At 47.9% G+C, this 19,974-nt stretch carries 23 protein-coding genes and 1 other RNA gene; 6 read left to right on the top strand and 18 right to left on the bottom strand.

What is annotated here, in order from left to right; all coding sequences use genetic code 11:
* Nucleotides 1-18: 18 nt before the first annotated feature.
* The 3 genes from mraZ to rsmI form a co-directional block, all read right to left on the bottom strand.
* Nucleotides 19-477 carry a division/cell wall cluster transcriptional repressor MraZ gene (gene mraZ, locus KO512_RS07025; RefSeq protein ID WP_215951619.1) on the bottom strand — a complete coding sequence of 153 codons (459 nt, stop codon included), beginning with the start codon at nt 475-477 and terminating at the stop codon, nt 19-21.
* Nucleotides 478-1,215: 738 nt separating this feature from the next.
* Nucleotides 1,216-1,573, bottom strand: an RNA gene (rnpB, locus tag KO512_RS07030) — RNase P RNA component class A.
* Between the two features lie 62 nt (nt 1,574-1,635).
* Nucleotides 1,636-2,472: a 16S rRNA (cytidine(1402)-2'-O)-methyltransferase gene (gene rsmI / locus KO512_RS07035; protein WP_215951620.1), complete on the bottom strand. Its 837-nt coding sequence runs from the start codon at nt 2,470-2,472 to the stop codon at nt 1,636-1,638.
* A 39-nt stretch (nt 2,473-2,511) separates the two neighbouring features.
* On the opposite strand from rsmI, the gene KO512_RS07040 reads away from it, so the two are divergent.
* From KO512_RS07040 to KO512_RS07055, 4 genes are read left to right on the top strand one after another with little or no spacing between them, the layout of a single operon-like run.
* On the top strand, nt 2,512-4,326 hold the full coding sequence (locus tag KO512_RS07040; RefSeq protein ID WP_215951621.1) for a penicillin-binding protein activator: 1,815 nt from the start codon (nt 2,512-2,514) through the stop codon (nt 4,324-4,326).
* A 7-nt stretch (nt 4,327-4,333) separates the two neighbouring features.
* Nucleotides 4,334-4,717: a YraN family protein gene (locus KO512_RS07045; RefSeq protein WP_215951622.1), complete on the top strand. Its 384-nt coding sequence runs from the start codon at nt 4,334-4,336 to the stop codon at nt 4,715-4,717.
* Nucleotides 4,718-4,728: 11 nt separating this feature from the next.
* Complete coding sequence (locus KO512_RS07050; protein ID WP_215951623.1) at nt 4,729-5,319, top strand: SIS domain-containing protein; 591 nt, start codon at nt 4,729-4,731, stop codon at nt 5,317-5,319.
* A 3-nt stretch (nt 5,320-5,322) separates the two neighbouring features.
* The gene (locus KO512_RS07055) at nt 5,323-5,889 is read left to right on the top strand and encodes a BON domain-containing protein (protein WP_215951624.1); all 567 of its coding nucleotides are present in this window, start codon (nt 5,323-5,325) and stop codon (nt 5,887-5,889) included.
* 356 nt (nt 5,890-6,245) lie between these two features.
* Here KO512_RS07055 and KO512_RS07060 read toward each other — a convergent pair whose 3' ends face one another.
* From KO512_RS07060 to moaB, 15 genes are all read right to left on the bottom strand, one after another.
* The gene (locus KO512_RS07060) at nt 6,246-6,659 is read right to left on the bottom strand and encodes a ClpXP protease specificity-enhancing factor (RefSeq protein WP_215951625.1); all 414 of its coding nucleotides are present in this window, start codon (nt 6,657-6,659) and stop codon (nt 6,246-6,248) included.
* A 61-nt stretch (nt 6,660-6,720) separates the two neighbouring features.
* Complete coding sequence (sspA, locus tag KO512_RS07065) at nt 6,721-7,350, bottom strand: stringent starvation protein SspA (protein ID WP_215951654.1); 630 nt, start codon at nt 7,348-7,350, stop codon at nt 6,721-6,723.
* A gap of 90 nt (nt 7,351-7,440) precedes the next feature.
* Nucleotides 7,441-8,202: a cytochrome c1 gene (locus KO512_RS07070; RefSeq protein ID WP_215951626.1), complete on the bottom strand. Its 762-nt coding sequence runs from the start codon at nt 8,200-8,202 to the stop codon at nt 7,441-7,443.
* On the bottom strand, nt 8,202-9,449 hold the full coding sequence (locus KO512_RS07075; protein WP_215951627.1) for a cytochrome b: 1,248 nt from the start codon (nt 9,447-9,449) through the stop codon (nt 8,202-8,204). The genes KO512_RS07070 and KO512_RS07075 overlap by 1 nt, the downstream gene beginning before the upstream one ends.
* Nucleotides 9,449-10,045: a ubiquinol-cytochrome c reductase iron-sulfur subunit gene (gene petA, locus KO512_RS07080; protein ID WP_215951628.1), complete on the bottom strand. Its 597-nt coding sequence runs from the start codon at nt 10,043-10,045 to the stop codon at nt 9,449-9,451. Before petA ends, KO512_RS07075 begins: the two co-directional genes overlap by 1 nt.
* 287 nt (nt 10,046-10,332) lie before the next feature.
* Nucleotides 10,333-10,725: a 30S ribosomal protein S9 gene (gene rpsI, locus KO512_RS07085; protein ID WP_215951629.1), complete on the bottom strand. Its 393-nt coding sequence runs from the start codon at nt 10,723-10,725 to the stop codon at nt 10,333-10,335.
* 13 nt (nt 10,726-10,738) lie between these two features.
* Nucleotides 10,739-11,167, bottom strand: coding sequence for a 50S ribosomal protein L13 (gene rplM, locus KO512_RS07090; RefSeq protein ID WP_126159155.1), 429 nt, complete (start codon nt 11,165-11,167; stop codon nt 10,739-10,741).
* Nucleotides 11,168-11,908: 741 nt separating this feature from the next.
* Entirely contained in the window at nt 11,909-13,018 is a 1,110-nt protein-coding gene (zapE, locus tag KO512_RS07095) for a cell division protein ZapE (protein WP_215951630.1), read from the bottom strand.
* Between the two features lie 242 nt (nt 13,019-13,260).
* The gene (locus tag KO512_RS07100) at nt 13,261-13,971 is read right to left on the bottom strand and encodes an LrgB family protein (protein WP_215951631.1); all 711 of its coding nucleotides are present in this window, start codon (nt 13,969-13,971) and stop codon (nt 13,261-13,263) included.
* 2 nt (nt 13,972-13,973) lie between these two features.
* On the bottom strand, nt 13,974-14,333 hold the full coding sequence (locus KO512_RS07105) for a CidA/LrgA family protein (protein WP_215951632.1): 360 nt from the start codon (nt 14,331-14,333) through the stop codon (nt 13,974-13,976).
* A gap of 19 nt (nt 14,334-14,352) precedes the next feature.
* Nucleotides 14,353-14,931, bottom strand: coding sequence for a TMEM165/GDT1 family protein (locus KO512_RS07110; protein WP_215951633.1), 579 nt, complete (start codon nt 14,929-14,931; stop codon nt 14,353-14,355).
* 73 nt (nt 14,932-15,004) lie between these two features.
* A complete protein-coding gene (gene mobA / locus KO512_RS07115) occupies nt 15,005-15,601 on the bottom strand; it encodes a molybdenum cofactor guanylyltransferase MobA (protein WP_215951634.1) in 597 nt (198 codons plus the stop codon).
* The gene (locus tag KO512_RS07120; protein WP_215951635.1) at nt 15,601-15,846 is read right to left on the bottom strand and encodes a MoaD/ThiS family protein; all 246 of its coding nucleotides are present in this window, start codon (nt 15,844-15,846) and stop codon (nt 15,601-15,603) included. The genes mobA and KO512_RS07120 overlap by 1 nt, the downstream gene beginning before the upstream one ends.
* Nucleotides 15,847-16,031: 185 nt before the next feature.
* The gene (locus tag KO512_RS07125; protein WP_215951636.1) at nt 16,032-17,267 is read right to left on the bottom strand and encodes a molybdopterin molybdotransferase MoeA; all 1,236 of its coding nucleotides are present in this window, start codon (nt 17,265-17,267) and stop codon (nt 16,032-16,034) included.
* Nucleotides 17,264-17,818, bottom strand: coding sequence for a molybdenum cofactor biosynthesis protein B (gene moaB, locus KO512_RS07130; RefSeq protein WP_215951637.1), 555 nt, complete (start codon nt 17,816-17,818; stop codon nt 17,264-17,266). The genes KO512_RS07125 and moaB overlap by 4 nt, the downstream gene beginning before the upstream one ends.
* Nucleotides 17,819-18,190: 372 nt before the next feature.
* On the opposite strand from moaB, the gene KO512_RS07135 reads away from it, so the two are divergent.
* Together KO512_RS07135 and KO512_RS07140 are read left to right on the top strand one after the other, a co-directional pair.
* Nucleotides 18,191-19,390, top strand: a complete 1,200-nt coding sequence (locus KO512_RS07135) for an outer membrane beta-barrel protein (protein WP_215951638.1) — start codon at nt 18,191-18,193, stop codon at nt 19,388-19,390.
* A gap of 26 nt (nt 19,391-19,416) precedes the next feature.
* Complete coding sequence (locus KO512_RS07140) at nt 19,417-19,974, top strand: polysaccharide biosynthesis/export family protein (RefSeq protein ID WP_215951639.1); 558 nt, start codon at nt 19,417-19,419, stop codon at nt 19,972-19,974.

Below are 19,974 nucleotides of genomic sequence, written 5' to 3' on the forward strand. Positions count from 1 at the left end.
GTGCTAACCCCTGTCGGTTTAAAGTGATAAATTCTGTAATTCATCCGGCAGCTCGGCACCACCATCAACTTCAGCTAAATACTCTTCGCGAGTCGCCATCCAGCGCTCTTCGCTCCAAATTTCAAATTTGCTGCCCTGTCCCAACAAGATAATTTTCTTGCTTAAGCCAGCATATTCACGCAGCGGGGCCGATAACAATAAACGTCCATTGCCATCCATATCGATATCGGTAGCATGACCGATCAACAACCGCTGAATACGTCTCGCAGCTCGATTAAAGCTGGGTAATGCTTCAATCTTGGCCTGAATCTCTTCCCATTCGGCCAATGGGTATAGCAGCAAGCAACGTTCTTCCGTATCAATCGTCGCAACCAGATGCCCGTCGCAGTGCTCCGTGAGCGTGTCACGGTAGCGCGCCGGCATGACCATACGGCCTTTGGCATCAAGATTGATTGGATTAACCCCACGAAAAAACAAATACCTCTCCTAAAAAACCAAATTCACCCACATTTACCCACATTTTCCCACTGTGCACACTATAGGAATTAACCCCTACATTTGCAAGAAAGAAAGCGCCTAGAACAAGGTTAGAAACAGACAAACGATGAACTCGACGAATACAATTCATCGCCGAGCAATACCCATAGGATAAAAACAACCAAGAAAACAGCGAGTTGAAAAAAGTAAGTATTTACTACGCCCAAACACTCGCTATTTCAGATGAAAATAAAGCAGGAACAAACGGGAGCTATTTAGACCAACCCTCTTCAGCCAAATAGCGACACAACGCCGACCACAAAAACAAAAAACAGCGACACCTTTCTATCAACTTAAAAGTAGTAACCAAAAAAGCGCACCGATAAGCACAGAAACACATGACCCAAAAAACCTTATACCGACAAAAAAGATACTTACAGGCTAAAAATCAGCCTCGTTTGTGTTGATACGAGCAAAGAAAAATAAACGCATTGAACTCAGCGATAAGGCCTAGGTTTCGATAAGGAGCTATCGTGGACATCAAGGTTTAGTCATAAAAAAGAAAGTGCAGGAGCGCAAAGTTCGCCGATAAGCCCTAGCTTTTTGACAAGGAGCTGTCGTGGACATCAAGAGCCAAGCCATTAACAAAAAAACGTAGGAGTGTAGAGTTGGCCGATAAGCCCTAGGTTTTACCGAGAGCTGTCGTGGACATCCAGCGCCTAGATGTAAAAAAATGAGGTGTAGAGTTCGCCGATAAGCCGGGTTTTGTCGTGGACAATCATTCATCTAGGGCCTGCGTCGCCACAGGCCTCAAGCGACCTACCCGAATCCAGCATGGGCCATGCCTCATGGATTCCTATTTGGTCTTGCTCCAGGTGGGGTTTACCTTGCCGTGACATGTTACCACGCACGCGGTGCGCTCTTACCGCACCCTTTCACCCTTACCGGCTTCCTGTAAACAGGAAACGTAGGCGGTTTGCTCTCTGCTGCACTTGCCGTAGGCTTACGCCTCCCAGGCATTACCTGGCACCCTGCCCTATGGAGCCCGGACTTTCCTCCCCTCCCTTACGGGAGCAGCGATTGCCTAGCGAACTCTACGGCGCAAAGGATACCAGCAAGCACGCCATAAGCAAGCACAACTGCGATCAGCGCACCGAATTATTTACGCTCAAGCGCCGCCTGATACATCACCTTCTTTTTGATTCCGGTAATTTTCGCCGCCAGCGCCGAAGCCTGCTTCACCGACAACTCCTCCAACAGAATATCCAGCACTTCACTACTACGAGGATCCAGCAAACTCTCATCCTGCTTAGGCGCCCCCTCAACCATCAGCACAAATTCGCCTTTTCGCTGATTAGGGTCGGCTTCAACCTGAGCCAAAACCGCCTCAGCCGTGCCATTGAGAAAGGTTTCAAAGGTTTTGGTCAATTCGCGAGCCAAAGCAATCTGTCGATCAGGGCCAAAGGCAGCCACTATATCTTTTAAACTGTCGATAATTCGGTGTGGCGATTCATAGAACATCAAGGTGCGGGTTTCCGCCGCCAGCGCGGTATAAAAATTAAGCCGCTGCTGGGATTTCGCCGGCGGAAAGCCCTCAAACGCAAAACGATCAGAGGGTACACCGGCCGCACAAAGAGCAGCGACCAAGGCACAGCAACCGGGAAGCGGGCTAACTTTAAAGCCTGCCGCACGCACTTCTCGCACTAAAACAAAGCCAGGATCAGAGATTAACGGCGTGCCAGCATCAGAAATCAGCGCAATATCATCGCCTCTCTGCAACTTTTCGATAATTTTTTGCTGCTGCTGGCGTTCATTATGGTCATGAACTGCTATCATCGGCGTTTTGATATTAAAATGTGACAGCAAACGTCCACTATGACGGGTATCTTCAGCCGCAATCAATGCAACCGACTCCAATATACGGAGCGCGCGCGGCGTCATATCTTCCAAGTTGCCTATTGGCGTTGCGACAACATACAAAACTGCTTCGGACATCAGTATTCGAGCCATTTATAATTCAGGATGTGAAAGTATATGACGTTTCCAAGCCGTCTGTCTCTGGTCCTAACCGCCAGCGTGGCACTTTTTCTCACCGGTTGCGGTTCCCAACAGGGAAATATGACCACTCAAGCCCCAGCGGACCCCATGAAACGGGTCGCTGCACTGATTCAGCAGGCGGAAGTCGCTGCACCAGTAAAAAGTGCACAACTCAAAGCAGAAGCCGCTCGCCTACTCATTTTGCAAAATCGACAGGATGAAGCCTCCCAACTACTGGATGAGGTTGATATGCAGCGCTTAACGCCTGCTCTGCAGTTTGAAATTTCTGAGTTAAAAGCCAGAACGGCGCTACAGCAACAAGATGGACAGCGAGCGCTACGTTATCTACAGCAACTGCCAGCAGAAACTACCAAAAATCTAGCACCTGAACAGCAATACCAAATTGGTGAAATGCAAGCCGATGCTTATCGCTATGAACAAAACTCATATAATGAGCTGCAACAACTTATTCAACTGAGCAGCTATAGCCCAGCCGGCAAAGTTAAGGCGCTACACAACCGCATTTGGAGCTTACTCACCCAGATGCCAATCGATCAACTCACACAGCTTAGCCAGCAAGCCGACAACAACTATTATCAACAGGGCTGGTATGAACTCGCCCTAAGCGCAGGCAATGCACACGATCTGAGCCAGCAGAACAAACAACTACAGCAATGGAATGTCCTCTGGCAATCCCACCCTGCCCAGCAAACACCCCCTGACGCATTACTGGCCGTCACCAACGCTGATACCCTCAGTGCCGAGCATATCGCCCTATTCTTGCCTATGAGTGGTAATTTACAAAAACCTGCTGAGGCGATAATCACCGGTTTTATGACCGCCCATTACAATGCGGTACAAGCGGGCAAAACAACCGCCAAAGTCACCATGCTCGACTCAACCAAAATCACTACACCAGAACAACTTTACCAACTAGCCAACGAACGTAATATCGACCTTATAATCGGACCACTGCAAAAAGAGATGGTCGAAAACTTGATCAACTTCGGCCCCGCACCTATTCCGACGCTAACACTCAACACTGCCCCTGGCTTGCAGCAAAATAATATTTACCAATTTGGCCTAGCCATCGAAGATGAAGCGGCTCAGGCTGCGGAACGCATCTGGCAGGATCAAAAACGCCAAGTACTGGTTTACACGGCCAATACCGACTGGGGTACACGTGCAGCCAGCGCCTTCAAGCAACGCTTCAACGAACTCGGTGGCACCGTACTCAACAGTCTCAGCTACAACACCGATACTAGCTACTCCGAACAGGTCGCACAATTACTAGGTACCGACCAAAGCGCTATCCGTAAAACACAACTAACTCGCATTATCGGACAACGCCCTGAATTTGAAAATCGCCGCCGCCAAGATGTCGATGCTATCTTCCTCTCAGCACTGCCACAAACGGCTCGACAAATTAAACCGACCCTAGCGTTCCATTACGCAGGCGACATCCCGGTTTATGCCACCTCCCATATTTATACCGGCACCGAATCCGCCATTGAAGATCAAGACCTCAACGGTATTCGCTTCGTCACGACCCCTTGGTTTAGTAGCCCACCGTCGGCCGCACACTTACAACTGGCACAACAACGGGACAACACCGATAGCCGTTTTGGACGTCTCTACGCTCTAGGAATCGATGCCTTTACGCTGTTCCCCTATCTTGCCCAACTATCAGCATCTAGCTCGGCTAAAATAGATGGCGAAACCGGCTCGCTCTCAATCAATGAGAACAATCAAATTATACGCACCCTTAACTGGACTACGTTCAAACAGGGAATAGCTCAACCACTCGACTAAAATAACGATGGACAGAAAACAGATCGGCAAGGATGCCGAACAAGGCGCACTGCACTATCTCATGCAGCAAGGCTTAAAATTGATCGAACGAAACTATCACTGCCGGTTTGGTGAAATAGATCTGATCATGCGCGACAAAGATCAGTTAGTCTTTGTTGAGGTGCGAAGTCGGCGCTATCGCCAATGGGGCGGCGCCGGTTTATCGGTTGATTTTCGCAAACAGAAGAAATTAATAAAAACAGCAAGTTACTTCCTCAGCCAGCAGAAAAGCAGTAACCTGCCTATCTGCCGGTTTGATGTGGTAGCATTTGAGGCCAATCAGGGCAACGGGAGTGGAGATTCCCGCCCCGTATGGTATAAAGACGCCTTCAGACCTGAAGCCACTTTCTGACAGGAGCACCGATGGTACTTCAAGACCGAGTTATTAACCTATTCCATAACAGCATGGAGGTTAATGCCCAAACCATCGAAGAATACACCCCGATGATCTCGCATGCCGGCGAGCTGTTACTCGGCTGCCTGATATCCGAAAACAAGATCCTTTGTTGCGGTAACGGTGGTAGTGCGGCCCTTTCACAGCATTTTAGCAGCTTGCTAATGAACCAGTTTCGCCATGAGCGCCCCGGTCTGCCGGCAATATCGCTCAGCGCCGAAGGCTCAGCCCTCACCGGTATCGCCCAAGATGGCCAGTTTAACGACATCTTTTCAAAACAGATTCGCGCTCTCGGCCAACCCGGCGACTTATTACTGCTTCTCTCGAGTGACGGCCGGGCCGCCAATCTTGTACAAGCAATTCAAGCAGCCCATGATCGAGATATGCTGGTTATTGCCCTTACTGGGGGAACTAATGACGATATTCACTCTCTATTACTGCCGGACGAGGTTGAATTTTGCATCCCGGCAGACGATCCAGCCCTTATTTTTGGGGCACAAACACTGATTCTGCACGCCTTGTGCGATCTTATAGATTTTCAACTTTTTGGCGGAGAATAATTGATGAAACGGATAGCAATCCTAGTACTTGCAGGCCTTTTAAGTAGCGGCTGTTCGACCGTTGTCAGCAGCTTAAAAGAAGAGCCTATCAAGGAAGATCCTACCGACCGAACCACCGGCAGCTTTGTCGATGACCAACTCATCGAAATCAAAGCCAATGTCAATATCAGCAAGGGCTCAGTAGAGCTCAGCAGTAGCCATATTAACGTCACCAGCTTTAATGGGATTGTGCTGCTCACCGGCCAAGTTCCCACCGAAGAAAGCCGGTTAGAGGCTGAACAGATTGTTAGTCAGGTACGCAAAATCCGCCGCATCCATAATGAGCTAACCATCACCAGCCCCACCGCATCACTGGCACGCGCCAACGACACTTGGATTACCGCCAAGATCAAAGCTAACATGATTGGTGACAAAGGGATCGATGCGACCCAGATTAAAGTAGTCACCGAAAATGGTGTTGTTTATCTGATGGGCTTGGTTACTCGAGCTCAGTCTGATAAAGCGATTGAGGTTGTACGTCGTGTAAACGGCATCCAGAAAATCGTTAAGATCTTCGAATATATCGATTAGATTAACGTAGGAAATCATGAAAAGGTCACCGATGGTGGCCTTTTTTGATGCGGTGCTGTTGAAGAGTAAAGCGCACCCAACATGCGAAAGCAGCGTAGGCGTAGGGTGCGATGAAGCATGAACCGCACCGATGGTGCAAATGAAACATAGATCCACCAATCGTACTCGTGGCTATATCAAAACCATCATTGAATCAAAACCATCACGTTAATGCGACTTTCGGGGGTTTGGTGCGGTTCGCAAGCTCACCAGCCCCCACCGCGGGAGCTGCGTAGGCGTAGGGTGCGGTGAAGCATGAACCGCACCGATGGTGCTTTAAATTTCAACCTAAAGCCATTGGAAGATAATCCAGCGCTCTATTTAACAACCTTCAACGAAGGACGGCTCTTTGCTTTCGGCTTTGTGGGCTCTGGCGGTGTAGGGTCCGTCTCAGGCTCTTCCGCGAAAAGCGCCTCAACACCTGGCTCCGCGCCAAAGCCCATCCCTTGACCGTTCTCACGGGCGTAGATCGCCATCACGGCAACAATTGGCACAAACACATTCATGGGTACGCCACCAAAACGTGCATTGAAACTAACCGCATCATTCTCGACCGATAAGTTCTGCACCGCAGAAGGTGCAATATTCAAGACAATCTGACCATCACTGATAAATTGCTGCGGCACCATCACACCCTGAATCTCAGCATCAATCACCAAGTGCGGTGTCCAGCCACTATCCAAAATCCACTCATTCAGTGCACGGATAAGATATCCACGACTCGATTGCATTTTTCACTCCAAAAAAAAGGATGAGTAAAAACCCATCCTTTATATATTAATATCGTTCGTATCAGTCACGCATTTCACGTTCTTCTTCAGACAAGCTGATCTGAAACGCTTCACGCTCAAACAAGCGTTCCATATACTTGATAAGATCTTTGCACTGCGCCTCTGGCAACTCAACACCCAGAATCTCTAGGCGCCACAGCAGCGGAGCAATACAGCAGTCTACTAACGTAAACTCTTCACTCATAAAGAAGTCTTTTTCACCAAAGATAGGTGAAACAGCTACCAAACTGTCACGCAGCGCTTTACGCGCATTATCAGCCTCATCAGCATCTTCAGCCGTCAAAATAACATCGGCCAGAGAACACCAATCACGCTGAATCCGATACATATACAGACGACTTTCAGCACGTGCAACAGGATAGACAGGTAGTAGCGGCGGATGAGGAAAACGCTCATCCAGATACTCCATCATCACATTTGGCTCATACAACACCAGCTCCCGATCCAGTAGAGTCGGCAGGCTGTTGTATGGATTCAGTGAAGCCAGATCCTCAGGCAAACTGTTTGGGTCGCAATCGTTTATTTCAACGGCAACACCCTTTTCTGCCAGAACGATACGTACCCGATGGCTATAATGATCATTGCCATCGGAGTAAAAAGTCATAGAAGAACGCTTGGCCACTACACCCATTAAATCACCCCGTTTCACTTGTTCCATAAAATAAATATACGCGGACCAACAAAATTGGCCCGCGTATCGGTAATCTTGCCCAGCAGACGTTTAGTGAACGTCGCGCCAGAACTCTTTCTTCAGCGCAAAAGCGAAGACAAACAAGATCGCCAAGAAGATCAATACTTTATAACCAATCTGCTCAGATTCAAGCTTAACAGGGTTACCCATGTAAGACATGAAATTCACAAGGTCATAAATAGTCTTATCAAACTCTTCAACCGACAACTCGCCCTTTTCAGCAACGCTTAGGCAGCCACCCATTTGCAGACCCGTCAGAGGATCAATAGTCTTTTCATGATTAGCCATTTCAGACTTGGTGCAATGGTTTACCTGAAGGCCTTGCAGACCCTCTAACACATTTGGCATACCAACGTCAGGGAAGACAACGTTATTCACTCCCCAAGGACGTGCTGGATCTTTGTAGAAGCTACGCAGGTAAGTATACACCCAATCTTCACCACGTAGACGTGTTTCCAACGTCAAATCTGGTGGAGGTGTACCAAACCAACCAGCCGCATCAGTCTGAGGCATAGCGATAGTCATCTGCTCACCCACCTTAGACTCACCAAAGATCATGTGCTCTTGCACTAATTCACTTGGCATACCTAGATCGATTGCCGCACGCTCATAACGCTGAAAGTTAGCCGAATGACAACCCATGCAATAGTTTACAAAGGTCTTCATACCACGTTGCAGCGACTCTTTATTGGTATGATCCGGCCCCATAGTGTCCAAATGAACCCCGCCGGTATTCGCACTAGCTACCACCGGCGCCAGCACCAACATAATTGCGATAAAAAACTTTTTCATTAGCCTGTCACCCTTTCCGGTACCGGTTTAGTGCGTTCCATTCTGGTATAGAACGGCATCAGGAAGAAGTATGCAAAATACAGTGCAGTACAGATTTGTGCGACCACGGTACGCTCAGGAGAAGATGGAACAACCCCTAGGTAACCTAGTACAACAAAGCTGATTGCAAAGATTACTAGCCATACTTTGCTCATCCAGCCTTTATAGCGCATGGATTTAACCGGGCTGCGATCCAGCCAAGGCAGAACAAACAGGATAGCAATTGCACCACCCATCACCACCACACCAGGGAACTGAGATGCCGCAATAGGCGGAATCGCACGTAACATCGCGTAGAACGGTGTGAAGTACCAAACCGGCGCGATATGCGGCGGAGTCTTCAGCGGGTTAGCAGGTTCAAAGTTTGGCTGTTCAATAAAGTATCCACCCATCTCAGGGAAGAAGAATATGATCAGACAGAATACGAACAGGAAGACAACGACACCAACGATATCTTTCACGGTGTAATACGGGTGGAATGGGATACCATCAAGTGGGATACCGTTCTCATCCTTCTTATCTTTAATCTCAATACCATCTGGGTTGTTAGAGCCAACTTCATGCAGTGCAATGATGTGCATAACAACCAGACCCAACAGGACGATTGGTAGTGCAACCACGTGCAGCGAGAAGAAGCGGTTCAGCGTAATACCCGAAATCAGGTAGTCACCACGAATCCACTCAGCGAGGTCTGGACCAATAACCGGTACCGCAGAGAACAGCGATACAATTACCTGAGCACCCCAGTAAGACATCTGCCCCCAAGGCAGCAAGTAACCCATGAAGGCTTCAGCCATCAGCGCTAGATAGATCGTCATACCGAAGATCCATACCAACTCACGAGGCTTACGGTAAGAACCGTACAGCAGACCACGGAACATATGCAGATAAACCACAGCAAAGAATGCCGATGCACCGGTAGAGTGCATATAACGTAGTAACCAGCCATAATCCACATCACGCATGATGTATTCAACCGAAGCGAATGCACCTTCTGCACTTGGGTTATAGCTCATGGTCAGCCAGATACCGGTCAGCAACTGGTTAACTAAAACTAGCAGTGCGAGGGAACCAAAGAAGTACCAAAAGTTGAAGTTCTTTGGAGCGTAGTATTTTGCTAAATGATCATCCCACATCGCCGTGAGCGGGAAACGATCATCGATCCAGCCAATGATGCCTGGATTTCCTTTATTACGTGCGCCAGCCATTATGCAGTCTCCTGATCCACACCAATGATGATCACATTGTCGCTCTCATAATAATGAGGCGGAATCACCAGGTTAGTAGGTGCCGGAACACCCTTCAATACACGACCAGACAGGTCAAAACGAGAACCGTGACATGGGCAGTAGAAACCACCAACCCAATCAGCACCCAAATCTTCAGGGCCAAGTTCAGGACGGTAAGTCGGAGAACAACCCAAATGGGTACAAATACCAACCATCACCGCGATATCTTCACGAAGCGAACGAGCTGGTGTGCCCGGGATATACGCTGGCTGCTGCGGTACGGTCGACTCAGGATCCGCTAGACGGTCAGAAATCTTTGCTAAATTAGCCAAAGCTTCCGGTCCACGACGCACAATCCATACCGGCTTTCCGCGCCACTTCACGATCATCTGCTGACCGATTTCCAGCTTGCTGACATCAGCTTTAACCGGAGCGCCAGCTGTTTTAGCCTTTGCACTCGGATTCCATGAAGCCACGAACGGAACAGCAGCCCCTACGGCACCCACTGCCCCAACAGCAGAGGTGGCACCGATCAGGAGACGTCGCCGCCCCTTATTCACGCCGTCATTACTCATTAAGACTATCTCCCCTCACTCAACCTATAACCCCGCACTATTGCAGCGCAGCAATTATTGGGTTGCTCAGTAATGAATACCGAATTAACGGATTTTTAAAATGGCACAAATAGTAATGAAATTCCCTGCTTCTTACAAGGATAAATAGGGGTAAAACCGCCTTTTTACGCCTATAGTCGAGCAAGTCTTGACCTCATCACAAAGCACCAGAACAGAAACGAAAAAACGCCCGAACCATTGCTGGCGCGGGCGCTTTTTGTACGATACAAAAACTGTATCGCTGCGAATTAACGCTTGGAGAACTGTGGCTTCTTACGTGCTTTACGTAGACCAACTTTCTTACGTTCAACTTCACGCGCATCACGGGTAACAAAACCAGCAGCACGCAGTTCAGGACGTAGAGTCTCATCATATACCATCAGAGCACGTGTGATACCGTGACGGATCGCACCAGCTTGACCGAAACCACCACCGCCTTTAACGGTAATGTAAACATCAAATTTTTCTGTGTTACCAGTCAAATCCAGAGGCTGACGAACGATCATGCGAGCAGTTTCGCGACCGAAGTAAACATCTAGTTCACGCTGGTTAACAGTGATTTTACCTGTACCTGGACGCAAAAATACGCGAGCAGTAGAGGATTTACGACGGCCTGTGCCGTAATACTGAGTTGTAGACATATTGACCTGCCCCTTAGACGTTCAGTTCTTGTGGCTGTTGAGCCGCATGCGGATGTTCTGCACCAGCGTACACTTTCATCTTAGTGTACATAGCGCGACCCAAGGGACCTTTAGGCAACATGCCTTTAACGGCCAATTCGATGGTGCGTGTAGGATGAGTTTCAACCATCTTCTCGAAAGAAGTTTCACGCAGACCACCTGGGTAACCGGTATGGCGATAGTACATTTTGTCCTTACGCTTGTTACCAGTTACGTTAACTTTCTCAGCGTTAACAACGATGATGTAATCACCAGTATCAACATGAGGAGTGAATTCTGCTTTATGCTTGCCGCGTAGACGACGTGCAATCTCGGTAGCCAGACGACCCAGAGTTTTACCCTCAGCGTCGACAACATACCAGTCGCGTTTTACCTCTGCAGGCTTAGCGCTAAATGTAGTCATGATAATTTACCTATACATCAGTCTGAACAAGGCCAATCTGCTGATTAGCAAGGTTCGACGACCTTATAATTATTGGTTGTAAACCGAGGTTCACAACGTCAAAATTCCTTGGACCAATCCGAAGGAGCGCGGATTATACTGCAACTATAAAAATATGCCAATAAAAAGATTAGTCCGAGGATATAAAGAAATCATAAGACCAACCTCTAACACGTAGGGCGTAGTGAGCCTGCGAACCACACCGCTCAACAAACCGCATTGACATTAACGTCTTGATTGAATGATAGCGTTCGCTATAAGCTGGCGCCATTATTGATGCGGTTCATACTTCACCGCATCCTACAACACCCTCACACGTAGGGCGTAGTGAGCCTGCGAACCGCACCGCTCAACAAACCGCATTGACATTAACGTCTTGATTGAATGATAACGTTCGATATAAACCGGTACCATTATTGGTACATTCATGCTTCACCGCATCCTACAACACCCTTACACGTAGGGTGCGTGTGAGCTTGCGAACCGCACCGCTCAACAAACCATATTGACGTAGTGATCTTGATTGAATGATAGCGTTCGCTATAAGCCGGTACCATTATTGATGCGGTTCATGCGTCACCGCATCCTACAACACCCTCACACGTAGGGTGTGTGTGAGCTTGCGAACCGCACCGTTAATCGGATGATGCGGTGCGATTACCAAAAAAGCCACCATTGGTGACTTTTTTCGATCAACTATATTTAAACTCGGTGCTCTCGCGCCAAATACTCTTGCGACTGCATTTCAAGCAAGCGACTCTGAGTTCGCTGTATCTCAAACTCTAACCGCCCTTCACTATAAATCTCATGAATCGATTTTTCAGCGGTAAGAATCAACTTCACGCCACAATCATAAAACTCATCAACTAAGTTAACGAAGCGACGGGCAGCATCATCGTTACTTCGCCCAAGCTGCGGTACATCGCTAATCAACACCGCATGAAAGATCTTGCTCAATTCGATGTAATCATTCTGACTACGCGGCCCTTCGCACAGTTCGGAAAACTCAAACCAAGCCACATCTTCACAGCAACGACGTGCCTGAATGTTCCGGCCATTAATTTCCAGCGTGCAGCCTTCAGCCACCTCTTTAAGATCAGGCACTAAACGCTCAAAGCTTTGGTTTAAACAAGCATCCGCAGCGGCATCAAGCGGATAATGATACAACTCAGCTTGCTCAAGGGTCCGCAAACGATAGTCAACACCGCTATCCACGTTCACAACTTCGGTAAATTTATTTAGCATATCAATCGCGGGCAAGAAACGAGAACGCTGCAAACCATTCTCATACAAGCCATTTGGAACGATATTCGATGTAGCCACCAGCGACACACCGTTTTTAAACAACTCTTCCAGCAAACCGCCCAAAATCATAGCATCGGTAATATCGGTAACAAAAAACTCATCGAAGCAGATAATTTGGAATTCGCTGGCGTATTTTTTACCAATTTCAACCAACGGGTTAGGTGTGCCATCTAACAGCTTTAGTTCTTGATGCACCCGCTGCATAAAACGGTGAAAGTGGGTACGTTCTTTATTCTCGAACGGTAGGCTGTCATAGAAGGTATCCATCAGATAGGTTTTACCCCGCCCAACACCGCCCCAGAAATACAGCCCTTTCACCGGCTCAATTGTTTTCTTTTTCAGCTTGCCCGACAGACGGCTCATAAACCCTGAAGGTTTTGGCTCATTTTGCCGAGCAACTAGATCGTCATACAAACGCTGCAGATGCTTAACCGCCTCTTCCTGAGCCGAATCATAGGAGAAGTCATCTCTTTCAAGATCTTTTTTATAACGAGCAATAGGAGTCATGCGAGAAACCGTACCATTCTAGCTAATGTCAGATATCATCAAAGGATATAAAAGAAGGTTGGGCACTTTACTCTCCAGCACCCTGTTTTGCAACGCAACAAAGGGATAAGCTAACGCTCAAGCTTCCCTCTCCACTACATAAAAGCCCCTTTTTAAGGAATGAAAATAAATTCAACAACCCGAGTCAATGACTAGATTATCGCGATTAAAAACCATATAGACCCACTTCCGAATCTCAGCATTTAACCAATACCTAGCAGCGGCACAAGTACAGGCAACATAAACGCAGTGAACGCACCGGTCATCCCCATCGCTAAACCACCGAAAGCGCCGGCCATCAAACCATATTCAAATGCGTAGGCGGTACCCATACCATGAGCAGAGACGCCCAAGGTAAAACCTTTAACCGCCTCATCGGTAACATTCAAAATACGATAAATAGGCGGCGCCAAGACGCAGCCAATCGCACCGGTAATCAATACCAGACCCGATGCCAGTGACGGATAACCTCCCAACTTCTCAGCGATACCGATAGCGATTGCCGATGTCACCGATTTCGGCGCAATCGATAACAGCGTCCCCAGTGACGCATCAAAAGCCTGCGCGACCAAAATCGCGGATGCAGCGGCAGTCACAGCCCCAGCCATACAAGCTAATAATAGCGGCAACAGCATTTTCTTAACCCGCTCAAAATGATCAAACAGGGGCACAGCCAAGGCCACGGTTGCAGGCCCTAAGAGAAAATGAATGAACTGCGCGCCTTCAAAATAGGTTTCATAAGACGTACCCGTTAACAGCAAAAAAACGATGATCAATGATAACGAAACCAACACCGGGTGCAGCAAAGGCGTACCACCCAAACGTCGATTCAACCACGATGTCACGATAAAGGTCACAATAGTGACAATCAGCCACAACAACGGTTTCGCGGAAAAAAAAGCCCAGAACTCCATCGCTACGACTCCCGCTCCAGTTGATGCAGCTTCTTCGCCGACGGATTAAGAATCAACGCAGTCACCACAATGGTCAACCCAGTGCTGACGATCAACGCTAATAGAATCGCCAACCAATCAGCCTTTAACAACGAAAAATGAGTCATCAAACCCACACCGGCAGGTACAAACAGCAACGCCAGATGCTTTAGTAACGCTTCTGAAGGGATCCGCAGCGATTCTGGCACATCACCTTTAGCAATCAGACACATCAACAACAATACCATCCCAACCACCGGCCCAGGCACCGGCATCCCCAGCACCACAACGATAAGTTCACCAGCCAATTGAAACAACAGCAGCATCAGAAAACCAACTAACATTTCACCCCCAAAATCACATTCAAAGTAGCAATGATATCGCTTCACTGGCAGCATAGATGCCAAATAAAATAAACAGCACGCCAGATACTCGATGCAGCCAAACCACCGAGACATAACGCATCAACGCTCGCCCTGCTATCACGCCAATCACCGAAGTCGCGATCAGCGCCAGCGTCGCACCCAACCAAACCGCCATCGGAGACTCGGTACTGGCAAGCCCCATCACTGCTAATTGTGTTTTATCACCCAACTCGGCCAAAAATAGCATCATCAAAGCCGACAAAAAAACACTTTTACCCGAAAGCCCTAGAGCACCACTCTCTTCATCCTCTTCAGCCCTGAATGATTGCAGACCAAACCAGAGAAATAATACCGCTACCACCGTTAAAACCACTGAACGAGGTAACCAAGTCGCCGCAACCGACCCCACCACAACCGCCAGCACATTCAAAACTGAAAACGCCACGACTGCAGCAAAAATCACCGGTAATGGACGGTATCGAGTTGCCAAAGTCATGCACACCAACTGACTCTTGTCACCAAACTCAGCCAGAAACACCAATAAAAAAGCGCCAGCAAAACTCCCCAACTGATCCATACAACCATTCCACACAACAAAATTTTGGCGATTATACAGAAATAAATTCGACTGAAGAGCACTCCGGCTAAAGTTAATCGTTTACGGGCAGTTCTTCGGCAACGCGTAATGCCTGCTCAGTATTCAGATTACATAGCTGATCAGCCCTATCTACGATATCAATCAGCTGCATCGGATGACTGCGCATCCAGCGCTGCACCGCCCGTTGACCACCTTCCAACCACTTAGCCAGATCCGCCACCAGCCGACGAGGAATAACCGCATGTAATGGATGCAACTTATCCCCTTCTGACAAAACCGTAATAGCATCCGGCTTTGCTTGAGCTGCAAGTAATAATCGATCAATTAGCTCGGCTTGAAGCAAGGGAGTATCACAAGGCAGCACTAACACTTGGTCTGTATGACAAACCCGAAGACCACTTAAGATACCGGCTAAAGGCCCTTGAAACCCAGCCAACTCATCCATAACCACCTGATCAGCCAGATCACTGTATTCCGGCAGATGGCGATTACAACTGATAATCAACCGGCGAGCGTAGGGTCTAACAAGCTGCACCGCAAAACCCGCCATCGGTTGCGAACGAAACACGACCAAGCCCTTATCACGCCCACCCATACGCCGACCTTCACCACCAGCCAATACAATCACATCAAGCGGTTTAAGACCCATCACCCACCCGTTACCGGCGGAAATAGAGCCACCTCATCACCCGCAACAATCACCGTCTCCAACGGCACAATTTCTTGATTAACCGAACACAACAAAGTGCCATCGAGCGCTCGACGCCATTCATCACCTTGCAGCTTAAGCGCATCTAACAAATCGACAACCCGCTCACCACTCACCGATGGATGATCCAGCTGCCCAACCCCCAACGCTTCGCGCAGGGACGCAAAAAACAATACTTTAACCATCAGAGCACCTTTTCACCCATGCATAGCAACGCAAAACGCCGCCATGAACAGGTTATGCTAATACAAAAAAAACAACTTACCGCCGAATGATTGAGGCGGTGATTGCGCCACTGCTTTATCCACAACAACTTTATCCACGGCAACCATATTATCCACACCCGTTAAAATGAGGACCGTTTTAGTGACTAAAGACCCACTTCACTGAACGGAATAAATTCTAGCCGATCACCCTCAGCAACCACGGTTTTCGCCGGCACCACTAAATAACCGACGGCGGAAACAGCAGAACTCAGCACGCCAGAGCTTTGGCTATGCCCTAGCACCGCTCGACCCTCTTTAAGCTCAACCCGCAAATACTCCTGCCGACCGATCGCCCGGTTACGACTAAAACCGGCTTCAACCATAAAGCTCAACGGCAAGACCGAAACGGCGCCCATCGACCGCAATAAAAACGGTCGCGCGAGTATAGAAAAGGTTACCAAAACCGCAGAAGGGTTACCTGGCAGCCCAAGCAGAGGCTTTCCATTGACATAACCAAAAGCCATCGGCTTACCGGGTTTAAGCGCCAGCTTCCACAGCTTTAACTCCCCTTGCGATTCAACAGCGGCTTTAACATGATCTTCTTCACCCACAGAGACACCACCACTGGTGATAATACAGTCGGCCTGCTCTGCTGCCTGTTTCAACGCCGCTTTTGTGCCTTCGAGAGTATCGGCAACAACCGCAGAGACGATCACCTCGCAACCCAGCCCTTGTAATAAACCACGCAGGGTAAATAGGTTAGAATTATAGATCTGACCCGGCTGCAAGGAATTTCCCGGCATCACCAACTCATCACCCGTGGCTAACACCGCCACTTTCAACGGCTTATAAACATTAACCTCAGCGATACCCACCGAAGCCAGTACGCCGATATGCGAAGCCGTCAATCGAGTCCCTTTGGGCATCACGACCTGACCCGTCCGAATATCCTGCCCTCGCTGGCGAATATTATTCCCTGCGGGCGGCACCTCAACAATCTCAACCCTGGGCTGTCCATCAACATCCGTAACCACGGTATTTTCCTGCATCACAACCGTATCGGCACCTTGGGGAATTTCAGAACCGGTAAAAATGCGGGCTGCTGTTCCGACCTCCAGTGGTTTAGGTGCAGTACCTGCAGGAATACGTTGCGAAACCTTTAACGGTTTAACGCCCTCCAAGCCAGCAAGATCGGCACTATTAAAGGCATAACCATCCATCGCACTGTTATCCTGCGGCGGTACATCAACCGCTGAAAGCTGATCCTCAGCCAACACGCGCCCTAGCACATCACTGATAGCTAAGCGTTCCATGTTTACCGCGGGCTTTGCTTGAGCCAGCAACGCACTCAGCGCCTCAGCAACCGGCATCAATGATGGCTTTGGCAGATCGCAGCTCATTCTCGCGGCCCACAAGCGGTATCAACAGACCTATCAGTCATCACCATCTCAACAAAGTTACAGGGACGATGGCGCGCATCCAACTGCTCACGAATAATACCGTTCCACGCGGTTTTGCAAGCTCCCGTTGAACCAGGCATACAGAAAATAACTGTACGATTAGCAACACCGGCAAAGGCACGGGACTGAATCGTTGAAGTGCCGATCTCTTCATATGAAAGCTGTCGAAACAACTCACCATAACCCTCAATCGCTTTATCAAACAGCGGCTTCAATGCCTCAGGGGTTGTATCCCGCAGAGTAAAGCCTGTACCGCCAGTCACCAGCACCGCTTGGACCTGCTCATCAGCGATCCACTGAGACACCACCGCCCGCAACTGATACACATCATCTTTACAAATCGCGCGTTGAGCAAGTTGATGCCCTGCGGCACTCAAACCCTCGACTAACGCATCGCCGGATGTATCATTCTCCGGCGTTCGCGTATCCGACACCGTCAGCACTGCGATCTGCAGTGACTGAAAAGGTACTTCTTTCTTGTTATGACCCATAAAAACTCCTACTAATCCAGCATGTTATCCACAAACTTCTTTTCATTACATTCTGACACGATCAACCGCGATATACATAACGCCGTAACAAAAAAACACCACAATGAATTCAACCATTAACATTCAACAAGTCTAATATAAATTCAAGAAACGATAGCGAATAGATCATCATTGCTGCACTGCGAAAAAAAATATAAATGCCTTAAAAATAGCGACAGGAGCTAGTACCACTTAAAAAAAAGCCATGCTACTATGGGCACTCTTCTATTGACAACTGCCTCCCTTTAGATTGTGTAACATGCCTGCTCACAAATTAAGGGCTCAGAGGGGAAAGACAGAGAAATGTATAGACACTAACAAGGATATCCGACCATGAAAAACCGGACGTTAACAAGCATCTTTTCTATGCCTGCGCTTATTTTTTCTTCGCAAGGTTTTGCTACAATAGAGCCCGCTGCTATTGATGCAGGACCTGTCAGTATTATCCCAACAGTTAATGTTCAAACGAGCTATGATGATAATATTTTTAGTTCGAATTCGTCAGAAGTCGATAGCCTGATAACCTCAATCAACCCTCGGCTTGAAGTTATTGCCGAGGACGGTTTCAACGCATATAAAGTAACCTATTCAATCGATCATGGCATGTATAAAAGCAGCTCTGATGATAACTATACTGATCATAATTTAGGCCTAGACGGCCACCTTGAGTTCGATGCACGCAATACGCTGGACTTAAATACTAGTTACACAAAAAATCATGAAGAACGCGGTACCGGCATTACCGAAACAGGCAATATTGGCGCGAATGTTGACGCTCCTCTTGAGTATGATACAGCCTCGGTCTCTTTTGCCTATACCTACGGCGCTCAAGATGCAGCGGGAAAGTTAGTTTTTGCTGGCAGATATGCAGACAAAGAGTATCAAAATTTTCGCTCCATTACAGAAAGCAGAGATAGCGAAACAACGACCTTCAGCGGCACCTTCTACTACCAAGTCCAACCCAAAACATCACTACTATTTGAAGTACGAAACCAAGACCTAAACTACAAAAACGATCTTACCAATAGTCTTGATAGTGAAACACGCCGTTATTATGTCGGTGCAACTTGGGAAGGATCCGCTAAGACGACCGGCACCATCAAATTAGGCCAGGTAGAAAAAGATTTCGACTCCTCGGCCCGAGATGACTTTTCAGGCACCAGTTGGGAAGTAACCATTGACTGGGAGCCTCGAACTTATTCCGCGTTTAAACTAAGTACAAGCCAATACGAAAAAGAGTCATCCGGTGCGGGCGACTTTATCGATTCAAAAACGGTACGTCTAACATGGACTCACAACTGGGACGATCAACTTAAAACAGCGTTAAGTACTGGTTATACTAATGATGATTACAAAGGCACTAACGGTGGTCGCGAAGATGACATTACTGATGCCAGCATTAATTTAACCTATGATATGCGCCGCTGGCTTAGTCTCGGCGTTGGCTATTCACATCTGAATACCGATTCCAATGTCGCCAATATCCCATATGATCGAAATATCTATTTTGTTTCCGTTACAGGGTCCCTCTGATCTGATCCGTTTTATTGAGAATACAAATGCTACATTTAAAAAATTATCTGAAACTATCTGTTAGAGTTATATTAACTATTTTGCTTGCGACTTCGATTCCCTCTTATGCATCTGAGGACGCCCAGTTTTCAGATTATCAATTAGGGTCCGGTGACAGAGTCAAAATTACTGTATTCGGTGAACCAGAATTAAGCATTGAAACACGTCTGAGCGATGCTGGCACAATCTCTTACCCTTTTTTAGGAGAGCTTGAAGTTCTTGATCTAACCACTAGCCAATTGAGCAACAAAGTTGCCGAGGGGTTAGCAGATGGATATCTGCTGAATCCGAATGTCAATGTTACTGTTTTAGAGTACCGAGAATTCTTCATCAATGGTGAAGTAAAAAAACCAGGCAGCTATCCATTTCAACCAGGACTTACCTTGCAAAAAGCAGTAGCCATTGCTGGGGGGTTTACTGAACGCGCCTCAAAATCGAAGATCTTTATCCAGAAAGATGGTAGTGACGAGGATCCTATCATGGTTGATTTAAGCCAGCAGGTATCACCAGGCGACATTATTACAATAGATCAAAGTTTTTTCTAG

Source organism: Amphritea atlantica, from assembly GCF_018860855.1.
Classification (GTDB): Bacteria; Pseudomonadota; Gammaproteobacteria; order Pseudomonadales; family Balneatricaceae; genus Amphritea; species Amphritea atlantica_A.